At 64.4% G+C, this 20202-nt stretch carries 23 protein-coding genes; 14 read left to right on the forward strand and 9 right to left on the reverse strand.

From position 1 onward, the window contains the following. Positions 1 to 186: 186 nt before the first annotated feature. Positions 187 to 1368 (reverse strand): GNAT family N-acetyltransferase, encoded by a 1182-nt coding sequence (locus JQ635_RS20210; RefSeq protein ID WP_211411548.1) that lies wholly within the window; start codon positions 1366 to 1368, stop codon positions 187 to 189. A gap of 129 nt (positions 1369 to 1497) precedes the next feature. On the opposite strand from JQ635_RS20210, the gene JQ635_RS20215 reads away from it, so the two are divergent. Beyond that, complete coding sequence (locus JQ635_RS20215; RefSeq protein WP_211411549.1) at positions 1498 to 2547, forward strand: polysaccharide deacetylase family protein; 1050 nt, start codon at positions 1498 to 1500, stop codon at positions 2545 to 2547. On the opposite strand, the gene JQ635_RS20220 is transcribed toward JQ635_RS20215, so the two are convergent. Beyond that, complete coding sequence (locus tag JQ635_RS20220; RefSeq protein ID WP_152102867.1) at positions 2531 to 2752, reverse strand: DUF2842 domain-containing protein; 222 nt, start codon at positions 2750 to 2752, stop codon at positions 2531 to 2533. The genes JQ635_RS20215 and JQ635_RS20220 overlap by 17 nt on opposite strands. A gap of 109 nt (positions 2753 to 2861) precedes the next feature. On the opposite strand from JQ635_RS20220, the gene JQ635_RS20225 reads away from it, so the two are divergent. Beyond that, positions 2862 to 3944: a COX15/CtaA family protein gene (locus tag JQ635_RS20225; RefSeq protein WP_211411550.1), complete on the forward strand. Its 1083-nt coding sequence runs from the start codon at positions 2862 to 2864 to the stop codon at positions 3942 to 3944. A 19-nt stretch (positions 3945 to 3963) separates the two neighbouring features. Here the strand turns inward: JQ635_RS20225 and JQ635_RS20230 are convergent, their stop codons facing one another. The 4 genes from JQ635_RS20230 to JQ635_RS20245 form a co-directional block, all read right to left on the reverse strand. Further along, positions 3964 to 4308: a hypothetical protein gene (locus tag JQ635_RS20230; protein WP_211411551.1), complete on the reverse strand. Its 345-nt coding sequence runs from the start codon at positions 4306 to 4308 to the stop codon at positions 3964 to 3966. Positions 4309 to 4505: 197 nt separating this feature from the next. Continuing rightward, entirely contained in the window at positions 4506 to 5786 is a 1281-nt protein-coding gene (locus JQ635_RS20235) for an O-acetylhomoserine aminocarboxypropyltransferase (protein ID WP_211411552.1), read from the reverse strand. Between the two features lie 149 nt (positions 5787 to 5935). Then, positions 5936 to 6520 (reverse strand): CoA-binding protein, encoded by a 585-nt coding sequence (locus JQ635_RS20240; RefSeq protein WP_211411630.1) that lies wholly within the window; start codon positions 6518 to 6520, stop codon positions 5936 to 5938. Between the two features lie 101 nt (positions 6521 to 6621). Beyond that, the gene (locus JQ635_RS20245) at positions 6622 to 7446 is read right to left on the reverse strand and encodes an enoyl-CoA hydratase (RefSeq protein ID WP_211411553.1); all 825 of its coding nucleotides are present in this window, start codon (positions 7444 to 7446) and stop codon (positions 6622 to 6624) included. An 84-nt stretch (positions 7447 to 7530) separates the two neighbouring features. Here JQ635_RS20245 and JQ635_RS20250 point away from each other — a divergent pair, with 84 nt between their 5' ends. From JQ635_RS20250 to JQ635_RS20275, 6 genes are all read left to right on the forward strand, one after another. Then, complete coding sequence (locus tag JQ635_RS20250) at positions 7531 to 7959, forward strand: PaaI family thioesterase (protein ID WP_211411554.1); 429 nt, start codon at positions 7531 to 7533, stop codon at positions 7957 to 7959. A gap of 158 nt (positions 7960 to 8117) precedes the next feature. Next, positions 8118 to 8582: a 50S ribosomal protein L13 gene (gene rplM, locus JQ635_RS20255; protein WP_011087726.1), complete on the forward strand. Its 465-nt coding sequence runs from the start codon at positions 8118 to 8120 to the stop codon at positions 8580 to 8582. Position 8583: 1 nt separating this feature from the next. Beyond that, a complete protein-coding gene (gene rpsI / locus JQ635_RS20260; RefSeq protein WP_211411555.1) occupies positions 8584 to 9063 on the forward strand; it encodes a 30S ribosomal protein S9 in 480 nt (159 codons plus the stop codon). Between the two features lie 231 nt (positions 9064 to 9294). Then, complete coding sequence (locus JQ635_RS20265) at positions 9295 to 10515, forward strand: GGDEF domain-containing protein (RefSeq protein ID WP_211411556.1); 1221 nt, start codon at positions 9295 to 9297, stop codon at positions 10513 to 10515. 59 nt (positions 10516 to 10574) lie between these two features. Then, positions 10575 to 10811, forward strand: a complete 237-nt coding sequence (locus JQ635_RS20270) for a hypothetical protein (protein ID WP_211411557.1) — start codon at positions 10575 to 10577, stop codon at positions 10809 to 10811. Positions 10812 to 10912: 101 nt separating this feature from the next. Beyond that, complete coding sequence (locus tag JQ635_RS20275) at positions 10913 to 11209, forward strand: antibiotic biosynthesis monooxygenase family protein (RefSeq protein WP_211411558.1); 297 nt, start codon at positions 10913 to 10915, stop codon at positions 11207 to 11209. A gap of 16 nt (positions 11210 to 11225) precedes the next feature. On the opposite strand, the gene JQ635_RS20280 is transcribed toward JQ635_RS20275, so the two are convergent. Next, positions 11226 to 12371 (reverse strand): AI-2E family transporter, encoded by a 1146-nt coding sequence (locus JQ635_RS20280; protein WP_211411559.1) that lies wholly within the window; start codon positions 12369 to 12371, stop codon positions 11226 to 11228. A 268-nt stretch (positions 12372 to 12639) separates the two neighbouring features. Here JQ635_RS20280 and JQ635_RS20285 point away from each other — a divergent pair, with 268 nt between their 5' ends. Further along, complete coding sequence (locus tag JQ635_RS20285; RefSeq protein ID WP_211411560.1) at positions 12640 to 13413, forward strand: gamma-glutamyl-gamma-aminobutyrate hydrolase family protein; 774 nt, start codon at positions 12640 to 12642, stop codon at positions 13411 to 13413. A 328-nt stretch (positions 13414 to 13741) separates the two neighbouring features. After that, a complete protein-coding gene (locus JQ635_RS20290) occupies positions 13742 to 14119 on the forward strand; it encodes a VOC family protein (protein ID WP_211411561.1) in 378 nt (125 codons plus the stop codon). A 7-nt stretch (positions 14120 to 14126) separates the two neighbouring features. Here the strand turns inward: JQ635_RS20290 and JQ635_RS20295 are convergent, their stop codons facing one another. Then, positions 14127 to 15104, reverse strand: coding sequence for a GlxA family transcriptional regulator (locus JQ635_RS20295; protein ID WP_211411562.1), 978 nt, complete (start codon positions 15102 to 15104; stop codon positions 14127 to 14129). 150 nt (positions 15105 to 15254) lie between these two features. Here JQ635_RS20295 and JQ635_RS20300 point away from each other — a divergent pair, with 150 nt between their 5' ends. The 4 genes from JQ635_RS20300 (at position 15255) to JQ635_RS20315 (ending at position 19071) form a co-directional block, all read left to right on the forward strand. Next, positions 15255 to 15509, forward strand: a complete 255-nt coding sequence (locus JQ635_RS20300) for a tautomerase family protein (RefSeq protein ID WP_211402173.1) — start codon at positions 15255 to 15257, stop codon at positions 15507 to 15509. A gap of 192 nt (positions 15510 to 15701) precedes the next feature. Continuing rightward, entirely contained in the window at positions 15702 to 17099 is a 1398-nt protein-coding gene (locus JQ635_RS20305) for an NfeD family protein (RefSeq protein ID WP_211411563.1), read from the forward strand. Then, positions 17096 to 17857, forward strand: a complete 762-nt coding sequence (locus JQ635_RS20310) for a slipin family protein (protein ID WP_080136956.1) — start codon at positions 17096 to 17098, stop codon at positions 17855 to 17857. Before JQ635_RS20305 ends, JQ635_RS20310 begins: the two co-directional genes overlap by 4 nt. Before the next feature lie 125 nt (positions 17858 to 17982). Next, positions 17983 to 19071 (forward strand): asparaginase, encoded by a 1089-nt coding sequence (locus JQ635_RS20315; protein WP_246583655.1) that lies wholly within the window; start codon positions 17983 to 17985, stop codon positions 19069 to 19071. 100 nt (positions 19072 to 19171) lie between these two features. On the opposite strand, the gene JQ635_RS20320 is transcribed toward JQ635_RS20315, so the two are convergent. Then, a complete protein-coding gene (locus JQ635_RS20320) occupies positions 19172 to 20002 on the reverse strand; it encodes an outer membrane protein (RefSeq protein ID WP_211411565.1) in 831 nt (276 codons plus the stop codon). Positions 20003 to 20202: the final 200 nt, after the last annotated feature.

Genomic DNA, 20202 nt, shown 5'->3' on the forward strand with positions numbered 1-20202 from the left:
TTACCCTCTCCCCTTGTGGGAGAGGGTGGCTCGCCGCGCTAGCGGCGAGACGGGTGAGGGGTCTCCATCCTCACGAACAGTCTAGCAAGTGGAGAGAACCCCTCATCCGGCGCTTCGCGCCACCTTCTCCCACAAGGGAAGAAGGGAAGGCATCTCGCAAGTGAGAGAGTTGAACGTCTTCGGCGCCTACCCGAACGCCTGACGCAGCCGCCGGGCCAAATCAAACAGCACCTGGTTCTGCTTCACCAGCCGCTTGCCGTGGCTGAGCGATGACATCGCCATCGCCGCGAGCTTGCCGCGCGAGGTCAGCGGGACAAAACTGTCGAAGATGTCCTCGTCGTCCTTGCAGAACATCCGCTTGTACTCGTCCGAACCGATGCCGAGGTCGAGCGAGCGGTAGCCGCGCTCGCCGTAGCGGTCGATGATGTAGCGCATCAGGATCAGGCCCGGGCTGTAGCGGGCATGCTCCGACGTCGTGTAGGTGTTGAACATCATCGAGAAGCGCTGGCCATCGGCGACCCCGGCGAAGATCGCGATCACTTCCTCGTCGCATTCGAGTGCGTGGATGTCGATGACGCGGCCTTCGCCGCGCGGCGCAAGGCAGGCGCTGCGGACGAACTGCTCCACGCCCGGCTCGGCGAAGACGTTCGGGAGTTTCTGTTCGGCCATCCGCGCTGGCTTGACGCGGAAGAACCAGTCGAGCAGGCGGGTGACGTCCGCGTCCGTTGTGGCGAGGTGATAGCGGTAGCCGGCGAGCGTCTGGAGCTTCTTCTCCTTGCTCTTGAGGCGGCGGCGGAAGGAATTGCTGATCCGCGATGCGGGCGGGCCGCCCGGCTCCATCGTCAGCAGCGGGCAGCCGTTGATCGCGCTCTGCCGCGGCAGGGCTGCAAACGGGTTGTGCTGGTCGTTCCAGCGCAGCGGCTGCTGCGTCAGCGCCAGCACGTCGACATGCTTGGGCAGCGGCGCAAGCAGCGCGTCGAGATCGGCGGTGCTGGCCTCGCCTGCGAACTCGGCGTTCCACAGGCCCATGTTGAAGGTCGTGTGCTTGCCGCCCATGAAGCAGGCCGTGCGCACGCCGTGGCTCTGGCGCAGCGAGAGCGGCAGCAACAGGAGCGGCTGGCGATCGGCGTCGCGGGCGATGACGATGAAGGGGCGGGCGCCCTCGCAACCGCCGACCTGCCGCTGCCAGGGGCCGAGCAGGTCAAAGCGCTGGTAGGGCGTGAAGAGGTGACCGGGCTCCTCGAAGGCGCGCCAGACCGCCTCGGCCTCGCCGAGGTCTCCGAGGATATCGACATGCGCGATACGGTTCGCTTTCGACCGCGCTGGCGCTTCTGCCGTCCGGCTTTGCATCGCCGCAGCCATGGTCATTCGCGAAACCTGTCGAGAAAACGAAAAATGCGTAATTCGGCCTGTGGCCGACCTTTGCAAAGAAATGTCAACAAAGGGTAATGAGGAGGGGCGAGGGAACGGACCGCCGGCGAGCGCGAAGGTGGGATATTGGCATCCGACGACAGATGGCTGGAACGGCTGCGCCTGGAGCTGAGCTGGTTCACCGGGCAGGCGCTGCTGCGCAGTCGTGGTGCCGGCGCCATCCTGCGCTTTGCGCATGTGCGGCCGCGGCGGCGCGGCGGATTTCAGCCGCTGCGCGAGCACGAGATCACGCCGCAATTCCTCGACCGCGCCATTCGCGCGCTGAAGCGGTGGAAGTATGAGTGTCTCGGCATGGACGAGGTCTGCCGCCGCGCCGTGACGCTGCCGGAGAAGCGGCGCTTCGTGGCGCTGACCTTCGACGGCGCGCCCAAGGACCTCATCAACTTCGCCTATCCGGTGCTGGCTCGCCACGCCGTGCCCTTCACGATCTATGTGCCCACCGCATTTCCCGACGGCGTCGGCGAAGCCTGGTGGCTCGGGCTGGAGCGGGTGATCGCGCGCGAGAGCCGCATCAGCCTGATGATGGGCGACAGGGAGCAGCGCTTCACGGTCACAGGCAATGCCGAGAAGCAGGCGCTGTTCGCTTATCTCGAAGGCTGGCTGCGCTCATTGCCGCCGGCGGAGCTGTCGGCTGCGATCGCCGATCTCTGCACGCGCTACCGGGTCGATCTTGCCGCGCTCTCGCGCGAGGCGTCGATGGATTGGGAGGACCTGGCGAAGCTGGCTGACGACCCGCTGGTCACGATCGGCAGCGCGACCGTGAACTATCCCGTTCTCGCTAACATGAAGGACGCCGCCGCGCTGCGCGAGATGGCGATGGGCAAGGCTGTCGCGGAATCCGCCTTTCACCGTAACATCAGGCATCTCGCCTTTCCGTTCGGCGATCGCGCCTCGTTCCGGCGCAGCCACGTCGTGATGGCGGAGGAGGCCGGGTTTGCCAGCGCGGTGTCGACGATCCCGGGCATCGTGGAGGCGGAGGGGCGCACCAATCTGCGGGCGCTGCCGCGGATTTCCTGGGACGGGCGCGTGCGCTCGCTGCGGATGCTGCGCGTGCTGGTGTCAGGCGTCGCCTTTGCGCCGGTGAGGCCGACCGGCAGCGCTACGAGCCAGACTTGATGCGATCAGGCCGCTGCATCCAGCTTACGATCGGCATCGCCGGCAGCACCCAGCCCATACCGACCACGACGTAGTAGATCGCCTGCCGCCAGCCGGACTCGGCGATCCACGGCATCTGCGCCGCCGCCATGCCGAGCAGGGCCCAGACGGTGGCCAGCACCAGAAGCAGGATGGCGCCGAGGAACTTGCGGGTGCGGATCGTCATGGCGGACTGTTGCGGCTTTCGCGTAACTTGCGCTGCGGGAGCGGGGGACTATAAGGGGCACGCAATCCGGTTCAAGTCTCTTAGGCACAGGCTTGGTTTTGTCCTTGAAATGACGATGATTTCCACCCCGTCCGAGCCGCAGCGCGCCGTGCGCTGGTGGCTGATCTCCGTGGCCGCCTTGATCGCGCTGATGGTGCTGGTCGGCGGGGCGACGCGGCTGACGGAATCCGGCCTGTCGATCGTCGAATGGAAACCGGTCACGGGCAGCATTCCGCCGCTCTCGGAGACGCAGTGGACCGAGGCGTTCGAGGCCTACAAGAAGATCCCGCAATATCGTGAGCTCAACGCAGGTATGAGCCTGTCCGAGTTCAAGGAGATATTCTGGTGGGAGTGGAGCCACCGACTGCTCGGCCGCTTCATCGGCGTTGCCTATCTGCTGCCGTTCCTGTTCTTCCTCTGGCGCGGCGGCCTGTCGGGTGAGCTGAAGCGGCGGCTGTGGCTGTTGTTTGCGCTCGGCGGCCTGCAGGGCGCGGTCGGCTGGTGGATGGTGGCCTCGGGCCTGACGGAGCGGGTCGAGGTGTCGCAATATCGGCTGGCGACGCATCTGGTGCTGGCGCTCCTGATCTTCGCCGGCATCGTCTGGACGGTGCGGCGGCTCAAGGAGCGGCCGCAGATTGTCGTGTCGGCACGGCTGCGCTTCACCAGTGCGCTGCTCCTCGTGGTGACCTTCGTGCAGATCTATTTCGGTGCGCTGGTCGCGGGCCTGCGCGCCGGGCGCGCCTACAACACCTGGCCGCAGATTGATGGCGCGTTCATTCCATCGGCCGAGCGGCTGTGGTTCGAGACGCCGTGGTGGCGCAACATGTTCGACAATGTACTGACCGTGCAGTTCGAGCACCGCATGACCGCCTATGCGCTGTTCGTGCTGGCGGCGCTGCATGCGTTCGATGCGGTGCGCTCGCGCGCGGGGACAGCGGTCGGCGGCGCGCTCTGGCTGTTCGCGGCGGTAACGGTGCAAGCGGTCCTTGGTATCCTGACGTTGGTCAACCAGGTGCCGATCGATCTCGCACTTTCGCACCAGGCGGTTGCGATCGTGGTATTGACGCTGGCCGTCATGCAGGCGGAGCGCCTGTCGTCGCGCCAGCATAAGCTGGCGCAGCCGCGCGCGGTCCCGGTCGGTCAGGCCGGCTGATCACCATCAGCCCGGCTGATCAGCAATAGCCATAGACGCCGCACGCGTAGGGCAGGCGCCAGAAATAATCGACCTGCTTCCCGCCGTAATACGGGCCCTGATAATCGTAGCTCCAGGGCCGGCCGTAATAGCCCGGCAAGGTGTTGGAGCCGGGCAGGAGCGGCGTGCCCGGCAGGTTGCGGATGTAGCTGCCGATGCCATAGGCCGGCGAGATCAGCGCGTCCGGATCGGTCTCGACATAGACCTGCGGCGGATCCTGCGGCGGCACCGCAGCGCGCCGCTTCGCCGTCGCCGGCAGATCGGCGGCGAGCGCGCCTGAAACCGTCAGCATCGCCGCAAGGGCAGGCACCATCCAGCGCAGCATCGTCGGCTCCGAATCAAACGGGCGATCCAAGGACGATGTATGCGGCAGATATGGTTAATGACTGTTAACTGACGGCGGACAAAACGGCCGTCGTCATTCCGGGGCGGTGCGAAGCACCGAACCCGGAATCCAGAGCTGAGCAGACAATATCGAGGTTCCGGGTTCTGTGCTTCGCACCGCCCCGGAACGACAGGAAGCTACGCCCCCAGCGCCTGCTCCAAATCCGCGATCAGATCTTCCTTGTCCTCGATGCCGATCGAGAGCCGCACCACGTCGGGGCCGGCGCCGGACTTCACCTTGGCGGCGTCGTCGAGCTGGCTGTGCGTGGTCGAGGCCGGATGGATCACCAGCGAGCGGGTGTCGCCGACATTGGCCAAGTGCGAGAACAGCTGCAGCTTTGACACCAGGCTCACGCCGGCGTCATAGCCGCCCTTCAGGCTGAAGGTGAACACCGCGCCCGCACCCTTCGGCGCGTATTTGCGCGCGAGCTGGTTGTACTTGTCGCTCGGCAAGCCCGCATAGCTCACCGAGGCCACCGCCGGATGGCCGGCGAGGAATTCGGCGACAGCCCTGGCGTTGTCGCAGTGCTTCTGCATGCGCAGCGGCAGCGTCTCGATGCCGGTGAGGATCATGAAGGCGTTGAAGGGCGAGAGCGCGGGGCCGAGGTCGCGCAGGCCCAGCACGCGGCAGGCGATCGCGAAGGCGAAATTGCCGAAGGTCTCCTGGAGACGGATGCCGTGATATTCCGGCCGCGGCTCCGACAGCATCGGATATTTGCCGCCCGTGGACCAGTCGAAGGTGCCGGCATCGACGATGATACCCCCGAGCGAGTTGCCGTGGCCGCCCAAAAACTTCGTCAGCGAGTGCACGACGATGTCGGCGCCGTGGTCGATCGGGCGAATGAGGTAGGGCGAGGCCAGCGTGTTGTCGACGATCAGCGGCACGCCCGCCTTGCGCGCGACCGTCGAGATCGCCTCGATGTCGGTGATGCTGCCGGCCGGGTTGGCGATGGACTCGATGAAGATCGCTTTCGTGCGCGGCGTCACCGCGCGCTCGAAGCTTGCGATGTCATCGGGATCGGCCCACACCACGTTCCAGCCAAAGCTCTTGAACGCGTGCGTGAACTGGTTGATCGAGCCGCCATAGAGTTTTCGCGCGGCGATGAATTCGTCGCCGGGCTGCAGCAATTGCTGCAGCACCACGACCTGCGCGGCGTGGCCCGAAGCAACGGCAAGCGCAGCCGTACCGCCTTCGAGCGCGGCGACGCGCTCTTCCAGTACGGCGTTGGTCGGGTTGCCGATGCGGGTGTAGATGTTGCCGAACGCTTGCAGGCCGAACAGCGAGGCAGCGTGGTCAGCATCGTTGAAGACGAAAGAAGTGGTCTGATAAATCGGAGTCGCGCGCGCGCCGGTGGTCGGATCGGGCTGTGCACCGGCATGCACGGCGAGGGTTGAAAATCCCGGAAGGCGATCGCTCATAGAAGGCGTCCTGTTCTTGTGGTCTGAAATCGCGCGGCATGCTGATGGGCTGGGCGTCCGCCGTCAAGGCGCCGCTTCACATCAGGATCATTTGGGAATGATCGTGCTACGCATTGTCGCGTTCGCGAAACGAAATCTTCGCAATTGCGTCAGCTTTGCTCGGTCTTGTTTTTCGCGGCGCGATCCGACGCAGCGGTGTTGCCACCGCCGACGCTCATCCGATTGAGGGATAGCCGCATGCCCTGTGTCGGTACCGGCGCGCGCTTGGAACTGAGTGTGCGCGAATTCACGCCCATCCAGGATATTTCGGAGGACAGGCGGCCATATTCGATCTTGGGGCAGCGGTTCATGACCACCTTGATACCGACCGACTCCGCCTTCGCCGCCGCGGCATCATCGCGCGCGCCGAGCTGCATCCAGATCACCTTCGGCAGCGGGTCGAGCGTGAGCGCCTCTTCGACCACGGGCATAATGTGGCTGGAATTGCGGAAGATGTCGATCATGTCGACGGGGCGGCCGATGTCGGAGAGCGAGGCGACGAAGGGTTTGCCGAGCAGATCCTTGCCGACATGGCCGGGATTGATCGGGATCATGTCGTAGCCGCGCTGCGCGAGATATTTGAACGCGAAATAGCTCGGCCGCACGTTGACCGGCGAGGCGCCGACCATCGCGATCGACTTCACGCTGTTGAGGATGCCGCGGATGTAATTGTCGGGATAGGCGTCGTGGTTCATCACTTATCTTTTCTTGTTGTCATTGCGAGCCCAGCGAAGCAATCCAGACTGTCACCGCGGAAGGATTCTGGATTGCTTCGCTGCGCTCGCAATGACGGGGGTCATTCATCCCGCCATGTCGGCGTGCGCTTCTCGATGAAGGCGCCGATGCCTTCCTCGGCATCACGCGCCATCATGTTCTCGGTCATCACCTCCGCGGCATAGCGATAGGCGTCCGCAAGGCTCATTTCAGCCTGGCGGTAGAAGGCCTCCTTGCCGAGCTTCACGGTGTAGGCGGATTTGAGCGCGACCTGTTGCGCGAGCTCGATCGCGGCGCCGAGTTCGGTGCCGGCGGGCACCACCCGGTTGACGAGGCCGATCTCGCGGGCGCGGTCGGCCGTGATCGGCTCGCCCGTCAGCAGCATCTCCATCGCCTGCTTGCGCGGTACGTTGCGTGACAGCGCCACCATCGGCGTCGAGCAGAACAGGCCGATGTCGACGCCGGGCGTGGCGAAGCTCGCCGCTTCCGAGGCGATCGCGAGATCGCAGCTCGCCACGAGCTGGCAGCCGGCCGCGGTCGCGATGCCTTGGACGGCAGCGACCACCGGCTTTGGCAGGTGGACGATGGCCTGCATCATCGCGCTACAGGCGTTCATCATCTCGGCGAAGAAGGCGCGGCCGCGATCCGGATCGGTGCGGCGCGCGGTCAGCTCCTTCATGTCGTGGCCGGCGGAGAAGGCTGGGCCGTTGGCGGCGATGACGGCGGCGCGGATGCGTTTGTCCTCGGCAATCGCGTTGAAGCTCGCATGCAGCTGGCCGATCATGGCCTCCGACAGGCTGTTGCGCGCGGCGGGGCGGTTCAGCGTGAGCACGGCGACGGTACCGACAATCTCCCGCAGCAGGATCGGCGGTTCCGGGGAGGGGGTGCGGGCGGGCTGGACGGACATGGAAGATTCCGCTTGGGATATTGCAGTTGGATGACGCAGATAACTTAATGTAACAGGCAACGTGAAGCGAGGGTGAGGGGTGGCATGGCGTTAGCGAAAATGAGCGTGGCGGAGGTCGAGCAGTTTCTCCGTGACGAGTTTCCCCAGGCCTTCAGTGGCGACGACATCACGATCGAGAGCGCGGACGGCCAGACCTGCCTCCTGCGCCAGCGCTACAGCGAAAGGATGCTGCGGCCGGGTGGAACCGTGTCGGGCCCGACGCTGATGGCGCTCGCCGATTTCGCCATGTACGTGGTGCTCCTGTCCGCGATCGGGCCGGTCGGGCTCGCGGTGACCACCAATCTCAACATCAACTTCCTGCGTAAGGGCCAGCCCGGCCAGGACGTTCTGGCCGAGGCGCGGCTGCTCAAGCTCGGCAAGCGCCTCGCGGTCGGGGAGGTGAACCTGTTGTCGGGGACCTCACCCGATCCGATCGCTCATGTCACCTCGACCTATTCCATTCCAAATGTTTGAGCTTTTCGCAGGTAATATAGAACCATATTTTTAAGCTATTGATTTCATGAATGTAATTCCAATCTTCGGGCATTGACCGTTGCGCGTCACTTCTCTAGAAACCTGCGCAGTCCGGCGCGGTGTTCGCGCCGATGCTCCCCGTCCACGGAAACTCTGACATGAAAACCTTTTCGGCAAAGCCGGCCGAGGTGACGAAGAAGTGGGTGCTGATCGACGCCAAGGGTCTGGTCGTCGGCCGTCTCGCCACCATCGTCGCCATGCGCCTGCGCGGCAAGCACCTCCCGACCTACACCCCGCACGTTGATTGCGGCGACAACGTCATCATCATCAACGCGCAGCATGCGGTCCTCACCGGTCGCAAGCGCGAGCAGAAGACCTACTACAAGCACACCGGCTATGTCGGCCACGTCAAGGAGCGCACCGCGCGCCAGATCCTCGAGGGCAAGCATCCCGAGCGCGTGCTCGAGAAGGCCGTCGAGCGCATGATCCCGCGTGGTCCGCTCGGTCGCGTGCAGATGGGCAACCTCCGTGTCTACGGCGGCGCCGATCATCCGCACGAGGCGCAGCAGCCCGAGAAGATCGATATCGCCAAGTTGAACCGCAAGAACACGAGGGCCGCATAACATGGCCGAATCCATCCAGTCGCTCGACCAGCTCTCGCAGCTCAAGACGGCGGCGGCGCCCGAGGCGCCCAAGCACGAGAAGAAGGTCGACAAGTTCAACCGCGCCTATGCCACCGGCAAGCGAAAGGACGCGGTCGCCCGCGTGTGGATCAAGCCGGGCGCCGGCAAGGTCACCGTCAACTCGCGCGAGGTCGAGGTCTATTTCGCCCGTCCCGTGCTGCGCATGATGATCGAGCAGCCGTTCTCCGTGGCCCAGCGTTCGGGCCAGTACGACGTGATCTGCACCGTCGCCGGCGGCGGTCTGTCCGGCCAGGCCGGCGCGGTCCGTCATGGCATCTCCAAGGCGCTCACCTATTTCGAGCCGGAGCTGCGTACCGTGCTCAAGAAGGGCGGCTTCCTCACCCGCGACTCGCGCGTGGTCGAGCGCAAGAAGTACGGCAAGGCCAAGGCCCGCCGGTCCTTCCAGTTCTCGAAGCGTTAATCGCTTCGGTCGCATTCGCCGCGAAAGCGGCTTCAATGAGATGCAAAAGGGCGCTGATTTTCAGCGCCCTTTTTATTGTTCGTTTGTATGCAAATTGACGACGAGTTTCCGGAAAACTTGCGGACGCGCGAAAACCTGAATGGAACCCGCGGGAACCTAGCGTCGCATTCGGAAGGGCGCGCAAATCGGATGTGCCGATCGCGTAACTGCTATGTTTTCAAGGGGGCCGACATGATGTCGCTCGATAGCATCACGCTCTATTTGGTTGCCACCATGGTTGCCGCACTGCTCGGCGCCATGATGGTGTTCTTCGGCAAGCAGGAGAACAGTCCTGCGCTGAAATGGTGGGGCACCGCTTATCTGCTCGGTGCCGCCTCCGTCGCACTGTGGACGGCGGCCGGCGAAAGGCTGGGGCCGCATCTCTATCTGGCGCTAAATGCCGTCGGCTTCGTGGCCTGCGGCATGGTGTGGAACGCGGCGCGCGTGTTCCACGGGCGCAAGCCGAACTGGCCCGGCCTCGTGCTCGGCGCGCTCGCCTGGGTCGCCGCCGTGACGCTGCTCGATCCTACTGCGTCCATGCTGCGCATGATCATCGGCGCCGGCATCGTCTCGGTGTACGCGGCGGTGACGGCGAGCGAGCTCTGGGTCGAGCGGCGCAAGAGCCTGCAGCGGCGCTGGCCGGCCTTCGTCGTGCCGGTGATGCACGGCTGCGTGCTGATGCTGCCGATCTTGATCGGCAGCTTCCTGCGCCCGCACGATGCCGGCTTCTCCTCGAGCATCTGGGTCACCGTGTTCGCGGTCGAGCTCGTGCTCTACGCCGTCGGCACCGTGTTCGTGATCTTCATGCTGGTGTCGGAGCGCACCGTCACCGCGCACCGGACTGCGGCGTCGACCGATCCCCTGACCGGCATGCTCAACCGCCGCGGCTTCTCGGAAGCCTGCGGCCGCGTGATCGATCGCGAGGCCAAGGCCGGACGTCCCGTCACCGTGATGATCTTCGACATCGACCACTTCAAGTCGATCAACGACCGCTTCGGCCATCCCGCCGGCGACGAGATGCTGAGACTGTTCTCGACCGTCGTCGTCAACAATCTGCGCATCTCCGACCTCTCGGGCCGCATCGGCGGCGAGGAGTTCGCCGCCCTGTTGCCGTGTTCGCTGGAGGAGGGCGTGCTGGTCGCCGAGCGTGTGCGCGAGGCGTTCGAGACCTCCGGTGTCGTGGTCGACGAAGGCCCGGTCGACACCACCGTCAGCATCGGTGTCGCCGGCGGTCCGGCCGGCACCGAGCTCGAGGTGCTGCTGGCCTCGGCCGACACCGCGCTCTACCAGGCCAAGCGCGGCGGCCGTAACCGCGTCGAGGCGGCGGAGGAGTTGCCGCTGTCGCTGGAGAACTGGCGCCGCCAGAGCGCGGCGCGGGCCGGTGCGCCGCAGGCGCGTCCAGTCACGGCGTGAACTCGGGGGCGGCCCTGCGGTAATCCGCTGTTTACCAATCGATCCCTACCATTGCGGTCATGGAATCGATCCGTCGACAGAACCCGCAGGCCGCCCTGATGTCGCTCGAAGCGCAAGCAGCTTCGGCACGCGGCGGCTTCGCCTGCCTGTTCTCGTCCGCGGACGAATACGAGACGGCGCTGATCACCGAGCGCCGTGCGCAGGGCCGCTACACGCAGGGCCGCAGCTATTGGCCGCTCGCGCTGTTCGTCGGTTGCGCGCTGATCGTGGCGGGCTCCGTCCTGCTGTTCGCCTGAGAGCATCCGCATTTTTGCTCCACCAGGGCGCCGTTTCGGCGCCTTTTTCTTTTCAGTGGGGTGCGCTAGACACGCCCATCGAACAAGAAGGGTGGAAACCGATGATCACCGAGATCGCGCAAATCGACGTCAAGCCGGGCAGCGAGAAGGATTTCGAGGCCGCCGTCGCCAAGGCCAAGGCCGCCTTCGGTAGTTCCAAGGGCTTTCACGGCTTCGAGCTGCACAAGTCGATCGAGAAGCCGCAGCGCTACCGGCTGATGGTGAGGTGGGCGACGCTGGAAAACCACACCGTCGATTTCCGCGGCTCCGAGAATTTCACCGAATGGCGTGGCCTCGTCGGCCAGTATTTTGCGGCGCCCCCGGAAGTCGAGCACACCGAGACCGTGCTGACGACCTGATCCGGTTCACGGCGCTTTACGCCGCCTCGGCAAGAGGCGGTGCTTCATACGTCTTGAAATGGTCGATCATGACCTTGGCGATGGCGACCAGCGGGAGCGCCAGCGCCAGGCCCCAGATTCCGAACACGACGCCGAGCAGGATCTGGAACGCGAACAGCGTGGCCGGCGGGATGTCGAGCGCCTGCCGCTGCAGGAGCGGTGTCAGCACGTAACTCTCCATGGCGTGGACCACCATGAAGAGCAGAAACGCCGACAGCGCCGGGATCCAGCCCGAGGCGAGGCTCGCCAGCACCACGACGACGCCGGCGATGATGGCGCCGACGGTCGGGATGAAGGCGAGCAGGCCGGCCTGAATCCCCAGGATGAACGAGCCGGGGATGCCGATGATGGCGAGCCCGATCCAGGTCACGATGCCGACCGCGATCATGACGATGATCTGTGCGATCAGCCAGCGCTCCAGGGTCTCGCCGATGCGGTCGATGATGAGCGTGACGCGGGTGCGATGCTTCGCAGGCGCGAGGAACAGCAGGCCGTCGTGATAGACGGCGGGCTGGGCGGCGAAGGCAAGCCCCAGAAACAGCACGATGAAGATGTTGCCGACCGCGCTGATCGCGCCGAACAGCAGCTTGAAGGTCTGGCTCACGATCGCCCCGCCGCTGGAGGCGAGCGCGCCTGCGCCCGGCAGGCCGCCGTGCACGCCCGGGCTCGGGGCCGGCGCCGGCGCCGCGTCGGTCGAGGCCGCAGGCGCGCCATTGCCGAGATCGAACACGCTGGTGTCGATGCCGTGGTTCTCCAGGAAGGAACGGACGTTGGTGATCTGCGACTTGATGGTCTTGCTGAGCAGGGAGGCCTGCTCGGCGATGGTGGCGCCGCCGAGATAGGCAACGCCTGCGAGCAGCACCGCAAGGACGAGGCAGACGATCGCGAGCCGCATCGTATGTGGCAGGTGAACACGCCGTCCGAGCGCATTGGTCAGCGCGTTGAGGCCGACGCCGAGCAGCATGCCGGTGAAGATCAGGAGGAGGGTGGCCGCAAAATGCCAAGTGAAGGCGAGCAGCGCGGTGAACAGCACGACGCCGATGCCGCCGACCGAGATGGCCCAGGCCTGATCGAGAGCCAGGTCCGCGCGGGTCCGGGGCCGTTCATCTCTGGAAATGGTCACATCGGGTCCTTTTCGGAAGGCTGCAGGCGGCCACTCTTTCGCGAAATTCCAGCGGGGATCAAGCCGGGCCCAAGCGCCGGCTCGGCGCCGATTTGACGCGTCCGGCCCTGAAAGGACGCCAGGACGCCAAAAGCGCCAGATCCACGCGGGCGGGCACCGGCATTTGCGCGAAAATAGCATTGCCGTCCCGCGATCCCCTCGGTTGAATTTGTTCCATCCCAGGGGCATCTTTGGAGAATCTTCTTCGGCGAGGAGGTCGGAACGACAGATGAGAAAGCCGGTCGTCGGCGTGATCGGGAATTCCCATCGCGTCGAGAATCGATTTCAGGTCCAGATGGTCGGCGAGCGCAATTTGCGCGCCGTGGCCGAGGTCTGCGGCGGCTTGCCGGTGATGTTCGCGGGCTCGCCCGATATCACCGACATCGGGGCGCTGCTCGACACCGTCGACGGCATCATCCTCACCGGCGCCCGGGCCAACGTGCATCCGACCCGCTTCAACGTCGATCCTTGCGAGAAGCACGAGCCCTACGACATCCACCGCGACGAGGTGGCGCTGGCGCTGTCGGTGGCCTGCGTTGCCCGCGGCGTGCCGCTGTTCGGCATCTGCCGCGGTCTCCAGGAGATGAACGTGGCCTTCGGCGGCTCGCTGCATCCCGAGATCCGCGAGATCCCCGGCCGCATGAACCACCGCATGCCCAGGCTCGAGAACGGCGAGATCCATCCCGATCCAACCGTCGTCTTCGCCGACCGTCACGACGTCGACCTGACGCCGGGAGGGGCCTTCGCAAAAATCCTCGGCTGCGAGAAGATCAGGGTCAATTCGCTGCACGGCCAGGGCATCCTCGATCCCGGCAAGCGCGTGCTGATCGAGGGCATTGCCGAGGACGGCACCATCGAGGCGATCCGCATCGCGGAAGCCCCGACCTTTGCGCTCGGCGTGCAATGGCATGCCGAATACGACCCGCAGCACAATCCCATCAACCGCAAGCTGTTCGAGGCCTTTGGCGAGGCGCTGGTGGCGCGGCAGAAGGCGGCGGCGTAGGGCAGACTCTTACCCCGCCATCATTGCGAGGGCGGGAGATTGCTGGAGACTGCGTCACGTATTCAAGGCGCACTCCAAATTCGGACGAGATAAACCAATCAGTAGGAATTGGTCCGCCCTGATTTTTGCGGCTCTGATTTGTTCTTTGAGAACGAAGTGGAGTCAGATGCAGAACGAAAGCTGACGGCGCGAGGTGTGGACTTATAATGCGCGGCAAGCCATAGCCGCCATCTGGCTGTCCCAACTCCAATTCCCACCTCAAAGGTGACAAATTTTCAGACGTTGAGAAGAGCGGACGAAAATAGTTGCATGACGTTGGAGTGCACGAATGAGCCCTTCCGGAGCTTTGATCGCGATTCTGCCGTGCAATGACCTTGATGCGTCGGAGCGGTTCTACAATCGGCTGGGCTTTGCGCGCCCGGACAGTGAAAGGCCTGCTGCGGGAGAGCCCGACACCTATCGCATGCTGTCGAACGGGAGGGGCGGATATCTACATCTGACGGACGCGGTCGAGGGATGGCTAATGCCGGGCAGAAACCCTTTTGGGCTTTATCTTTACCTCGAGAATGTCAATGCTGCAGCGCGCGAATTTCAGCAATCACCCGAAGACAAGCCGTGGGGGATGTACGAATTTGCGATCTCTGACCCAGATGAAACGTTGATCCGTGTCGGTTGGCCAACCCATCTCCGCGCCGGGGCGCAATAGGCCAGCCTCACGCTACCAGCTCCATCCGCCGCGCGCGATACGCTTGCGGTGACATCAAGGTCAGCTTGCGGAACGCCTTGCGAAAGCTGCTTTCGTCCTCATAGCCGGCGGCGCGGGCGATGGTCTTGACCGGCTGCGTCGTGGTCTCAAGCAGAGTGCGCGCATGCTCGACGCGGCGGCGCATGATGAAGGCCTGCGGCGGCTCGTGCGTGAGCTCCTGAAACTTGCGGTTCAGCGTGCGTTCGCTCAATCCAAGCGCACCCGCGAGGCGCTTGACCGTCATCGGGCTCTTGCCGGTGCGGCGAACCAGGAGATCTGCCCTGGTCAGCAGCGGGTCCTGCGAGAGCAGATAGCCGACGGGCATGAAGATCGACTGGCTGCGCTGCGCGGTGTCGATGACGACGTAATCCGCGCACAGTTTTGCGATCTCCTTGCCATCGATCATCTCGATCAGCCTGAGCAGGAGGTCGACCCACGACATTGGTCCGGCCGCGCAGACGATGCGGTCCGCAACCGTAATGACGGCGTCGGCAGCGAGGTCGATCGCGGGATGACGCTGCCGCAGCTCGCCTTGCAGCCACCAGGTGATGGTGGCGCGGCGGTTGTCGAGCAGGCCGCTGCCTGCCAGCAGGAACACGCCGCTGCAAAACGCCCCGATCAGCCGGCCGTTCGCATGCTGCTGCCGCAGCCAGGCGCCGGCACGGGCATATTGTGGCTTTAGGCGCTCGGCCGTGACGTGATCGACGAGATTGCCGGGGACGAGAATCGCATCGAAGCTGCCGCGTCTGCCGATGGCGCCATCGACCGCGACCATCCGGCCGCCGCCGGCACGCACGTCCCGGCCGTCGAGCGACAGCGTCTGCCAGGTGAAGCGGGGCGCTGCGCCGCTTTGCTGCATCACATGATTGGCGAGCGACAGGACGTCGGCGACGCCGGCGATCGCCGAATGCATGCAACCTTCCAGCGCCAGAATTGCGAGCTTCATGAGACCTCCAGGAGGACGCGACGATCCTAGCCGATCGCCGCGCCCGCGCGTGGCGGAAATTGCCCGATCTCTGGCTTATCCGCCACTGCCTTGCCGGGCCTGCCAGGTCCAAATTTGCCGCGTCGTCACACGACATGATTGGAGAGAAACATGCCTTACATCACCATTTCCACCGTCCGCGGCATCCTGGACGCGGCACAGAAGAAGACGCTGCTCGAACGGATCACCGACCTGATGGTCGAGGTCGAAGGGCAGGGCAGCCCGGACTTCCGCCGCAACGTCTGGGTCAGGATCGAGGAGCAGGAGCCCTCGCACTGGTCGCTCGGCGGGATGCAGCCGACGAGCGAGATCATCGCGAGCACGTTCGGTGCGATCGGAGCCGATGGCGTGAGGGTGGCACGGTAGCAGCGCCTGGCGCAGGGCGGATCAGCCCAAGGCCTGTCCCAAGGCATGGTCCGCCACTGCCTCTGCTCAACCGATCACATCGCCATCCTGCGTGGCCTTCCCATTGCGTTGCACAATCGCAACGTTGGTCTCTACGCGCAGCATTGAGGTTCTCAAGAGGAACACCATATCCTCTGCTAGGGAGCCCTTGCCGTGCAGACCATGAAGGCGGCCCTCGTTGCGGCGATCACCGTCGTGGCTTTGACCTGCTGCCTCCTTCCCAGCTCAGCGGAGGAGGGCGGCCGTGTCGTCCTGATTGTTTCGATCGACGGGGCCATTGGCCCTGCGTCGGCCAGCTATGTGAAGGAGGCTTTGGCCAAGGCGAGCGAACGGCGCGCCGAGGTCGTGCTTCTGAGAATGAACACGCCCGGCGGTCTCAATTCCAGCATGCGCGAGATCATCACGGATGTGCTCGCCTCGCCCATCCCTGTCGTCGGTTACGTCGCTCCCTCCGGCGCCCACGCGGCGAGTGCGGGGACCTATATCCTTTATGCGACCCACATCGCGGCGATGGCGCCAGGCACCAATATCGGTGCGGCGACGCCGGTGCAGATTGGCGGGCCGCTGCCGGGTCTGCCGGGCGGTGCGCCGGACAAGGGCGGCAAGGACAAGAAGGACGGTGACCAGCAGGGCGAGCTGAAGGATCCAATGACGGCGAAGGCGACCAATGATGCGGTCGCTTTCATCCGCAGCCTTGCGGAGCTGCGCGGCCGCAATGTGGACTGGGCGGAGAAGGCGGTCCGAGAAGCTGCCACACTTTCTGCCAACGGCGCGCTCGAGGCTCATGCCATCGATCTCGTCGCGCGCGATCAGGCTGCATTGCTGAGGCAGCTGGACGGCCGTGTGGTGGAGGTTGCAGGCGGCAAGACGCAACGCCTTGCGACGAAGGATGCCGTCGTTGAAGCCATCGACCCCGGATGGATATCCCGCTTCCTGGCGGTCATCACCGATCCGAACGTCGCGTTCATTCTCCTGATGGTCGGCATCTATGGCCTGATCTTCGAATTCATGTCTCCCGGTGCCGTCGCTCCGGGGGTCGTCGGCGCGATCTGCCTGCTGATCGGCCTCTATGCGCTCAATCTGCTGCCGGTCAATTATGCCGGCTTCGCCCTGATGCTGGTCGGGCTCGTGCTTCTCACCATCGAAGCCTTCAACCCGACCGTGGTGATCGGTCTCGGAGGAATCATCGCTTTCGTGCTGGGAGCCTTGATGCTTTTCAGGGGCGAGGCGCCTGGCTACCAACTGTCGTGGTGGGTGATCGGCATCACTGCGGCCGTGTTCACCGGCTTTGCGCTCGTCGTGCTTGGTTCACTTCGGCGGGTCCGCACGGCTCCTGCACTGGTCGGCGCGAAGGCCATGCGAGGCTTGCCCGCGGAGGTTCTCGACTGGAACGGGAACGAAGGTCATGTGTTCGCCCATGGTGAGCGCTGGCAGGCGCGCGGTGCCGAAACGTTCACGCCCGGAGAGATGGCCGAGGTCGCCAACGTCGTCGACCTGACGCTGCTGATACGACGCGCACCAGCCCGAACCGGCGAGGGAGGTCCATCATGATGCTGGAATATCTGACGTATGCGGCGCTTGCGCTGCTTGTCGTCATGTTTCTATCCCAGGCCATTCGAATCCTGCGCGAATACGAGCGTGGCGTCGTCTTTACGCTCGGCCGCTTCACCGGCGTGAAAGGACCGGGCCTCATCCTCCTCATTCCGGTCGTGCAGCAACTCGTCAAGGTCGATCTGCGGGTGATGGTGCAGGTCGTGCCGCCGCAGGACGTGATTTCGCGGGACAACGTGTCGGTCAAGGTCAACGCCGTTCTGTACTTCCGCATCGTCGACCCCGAACGAGCGATCATCAAGGTTGGCGACTACATGGCCGCCACCAGCCAGCTCGCCCAGACCACGTTGCGCTCGGTCCTCGGCAAGCACGAGCTCGACGAGATGCTTGCCGAGCGCGACCGGTTGAACGCCGACATCCAGGAAATCCTCGACAAGCAGACCGACGTCTGGGGCATCAAGGTCACCGGCATCGAGATCAAGGACATCGACATCAACGAAACCATGGTTCGCGCGATTGCCAAACAGGCTGAGGCGGAGCGCTTGCGGCGGGCCAAGGTGATCAATGCGATGGGCGAGCAGCAGGCTGCTGAAAAGCTAGTCGAAGCCGGCCGGATTCTTGCGCAGGAGCCTCAGGCGATGCAGCTGCGCTATTTCGCGGCTCTCCACGACATCGCGGGCGAACGGTCGTCGACCGTCGTGTTTCCGCTTCCGACGGGTCTGCTAGACCATTTCATGCCGCGGCGGGACAATCCATAGGGAAAGCAGCAGGCTGACCCATCTTCGGCCTCAATGGGCGTATCGAATGTCGATCCCTACTTAAACGGGAGGACAATTCGATGACGAAGCCTACCGCCAGCCCAGCCAGCTGTCGCCAACTATCCATGCTTACCATTCCGCTGATCTCGTTCGCGCTCTGGTCCGGCGGCATCGGCGCAGCGGCGCACGCTGCAGAGCCGGGCAAGGAGGCTTCGTCTGGCACCCTGCCGCGCATTCTCGTGCTTGCGACGGGAGGCACCATCGCCGGCCAGGCCGATCCGCGCGCGACCGGTGCGTACAAGTCCGGCCAGATCACGGGCGAGCAGCTGATGCAGTCGGTGCCGGGCCTCGACAAGCTGGCGAAGCTGAACGCCGAGCAGATCTCGTCGATCGGCTCCCAGGACATGAACGACAAGGTCTGGTTCGCGCTGGCCCGCCGCATCCAGGACGCCTTCGACAAGAATGAAGCCGACGGCGTCATCATCACCCATGGCACGGATACGCTGGAGGAGACCGCGTTCTTCCTCGACAACGTGGTGCGCGGCGACAAGCCGGTGGTGATCGTCGGCTCGATGCGGCCGGCCACTGCGGTCAGCGCGGACGGCCCCGGCAATCTCTACGAAGCGGTGCAGGTGGCGGCCGATCCACGCTCTCGCGGGCGTGGTGTCATGGCCGTGCTGAACGACAAGATTCAGGGCGCGCGCTCGGTGACGAAGACCAACACGACGAGCATCGAGACCTTCAGCTCCCCCAATGACGGCCCGGTCGGTTATGTCGACACCGCCGGCGGCATCCGTTTCATGACCCAGGCCGCCGGCTTCAAGCGCGCGACCTATCAGCTGCCAGCAGGCGAGCAATTGCCGCGCGTCGAGATCGTCTACTCGCACGCCAATATGGACGCCGTTCCGATCGAGGATGCCATCTCGCACGGAGCCAAGGGCATCGTGCTGGCCGGCGTCGGCGACGGCAATACGTCGAAGTCCGCACTCGACGCGCTCGAGGCTGCCGCAAAGAAGGGCATCCTCGTCGTCCGCTCGACCCGCGTTCGCTCCGGCTTCGTCACGCGGAACGTCGAGGTCGACGATGACAAGAACGGGTTCGTCGTGTCCGAGGATCTCAATCCGCAGAAGGCGCGGGTGCTCACCCAGTTGCTGATCGCGAGCGGCGTGTCGGCGCCGGCCGAGCTGCAGAAGGCGTTCACTGCAACGTGGTAGAGTGCATCGAAACCCCGAGTCTGAGGGGATAGCAGCGCCGTTTCTGCACGGCGCTGCTCCACAGTGCGAGAAACGGTGATCGGCCGAATGCTCTCGTCCGCTAGTATTTCGCGACGATCGGGCCGCCAAACTGGTAGTTCACGCCAAAGCGCGCGACGTTTTCACGGACGTGCAGGTCGGTCTGGTACGCAATTGGCGGCGTCACGAAATTGCATATGCCCACGGGCGTGATGCAAGTGTCGGTGTAGCTCGTCTTGCCGAGGTCCACATAGAGGTACTCGGCCTTGAGCGACCAGTTTGGTGCGAACTTCCACTCGCCGCCCGCACCTGCAGTCCATCCCACCCGAGTCTGATCAAGCGATCCGACATAGGTGTCGCCGGACGCCGTAAACAGCAGGTTGCTTGTCGACTTGACCTGCCCGTACGCAAGGCCCCCTGTTGCGTAGAGAAGAAAGCTCGGCGTCACCAGCCCGCCAATCCGGCCGCGCACAGTGCCGAACCAGTTCAGTCGCTCGGTCTCCGCATGGATAAAACTTCCAGTCAAAGGCGCTGCGAGCGGGCGGTTGACTGAATTGCTGTCGCGAACGCCGTTGTAGTTGATGTCGGTTTCGATACCGAGCAGCCATCTGTCGGCCTGCCAGTTGTAACCGAGTTGTACGCCGCCTGTGAAACCAGAACCTCGGAAATCGGCAGAATCGGTTCTTGCAGGGTTAGCGGGTAGCAGAGCGGGATTGAAGTATCCTGCGACCGGCAACACCGTATCCGACGTGTCGTTCCAGGCGCCACCGACGTTTAAACCGGCATACCAGCCGGTCCATGTAACGGAAGGCGAAGCGACGACAGCCGGCCGCGCTTTCACCGCCATGTCCGCGGCCATGGACAGCGAGGGGAACGTGACGGCGAGCGCAAGTGCCAAGGCGGTAATCTTCATGGGAAGCTCGCTGCGACACGCGCCATGCCCAGATACAAGGCGCTTGCCCGGCAGCTGGATTTCGTCAGGTGGACCGAAGGTAGAAGCCGAAACAAGTCTTCCCATGATTGCCATTGAGCCCCCTGCAACCGGTGCGCGCATTCGAAAGTGCCGTCAGGCAGGTATACTGGGAGCGGGGCTGCTTCGGCTTGGGGCACGCG

The sequence above is a fragment of the Bradyrhizobium iriomotense genome, from assembly GCF_018130765.1.
Lineage (GTDB): Bacteria > Pseudomonadota > Alphaproteobacteria > Rhizobiales > Xanthobacteraceae > Bradyrhizobium > Bradyrhizobium iriomotense_A.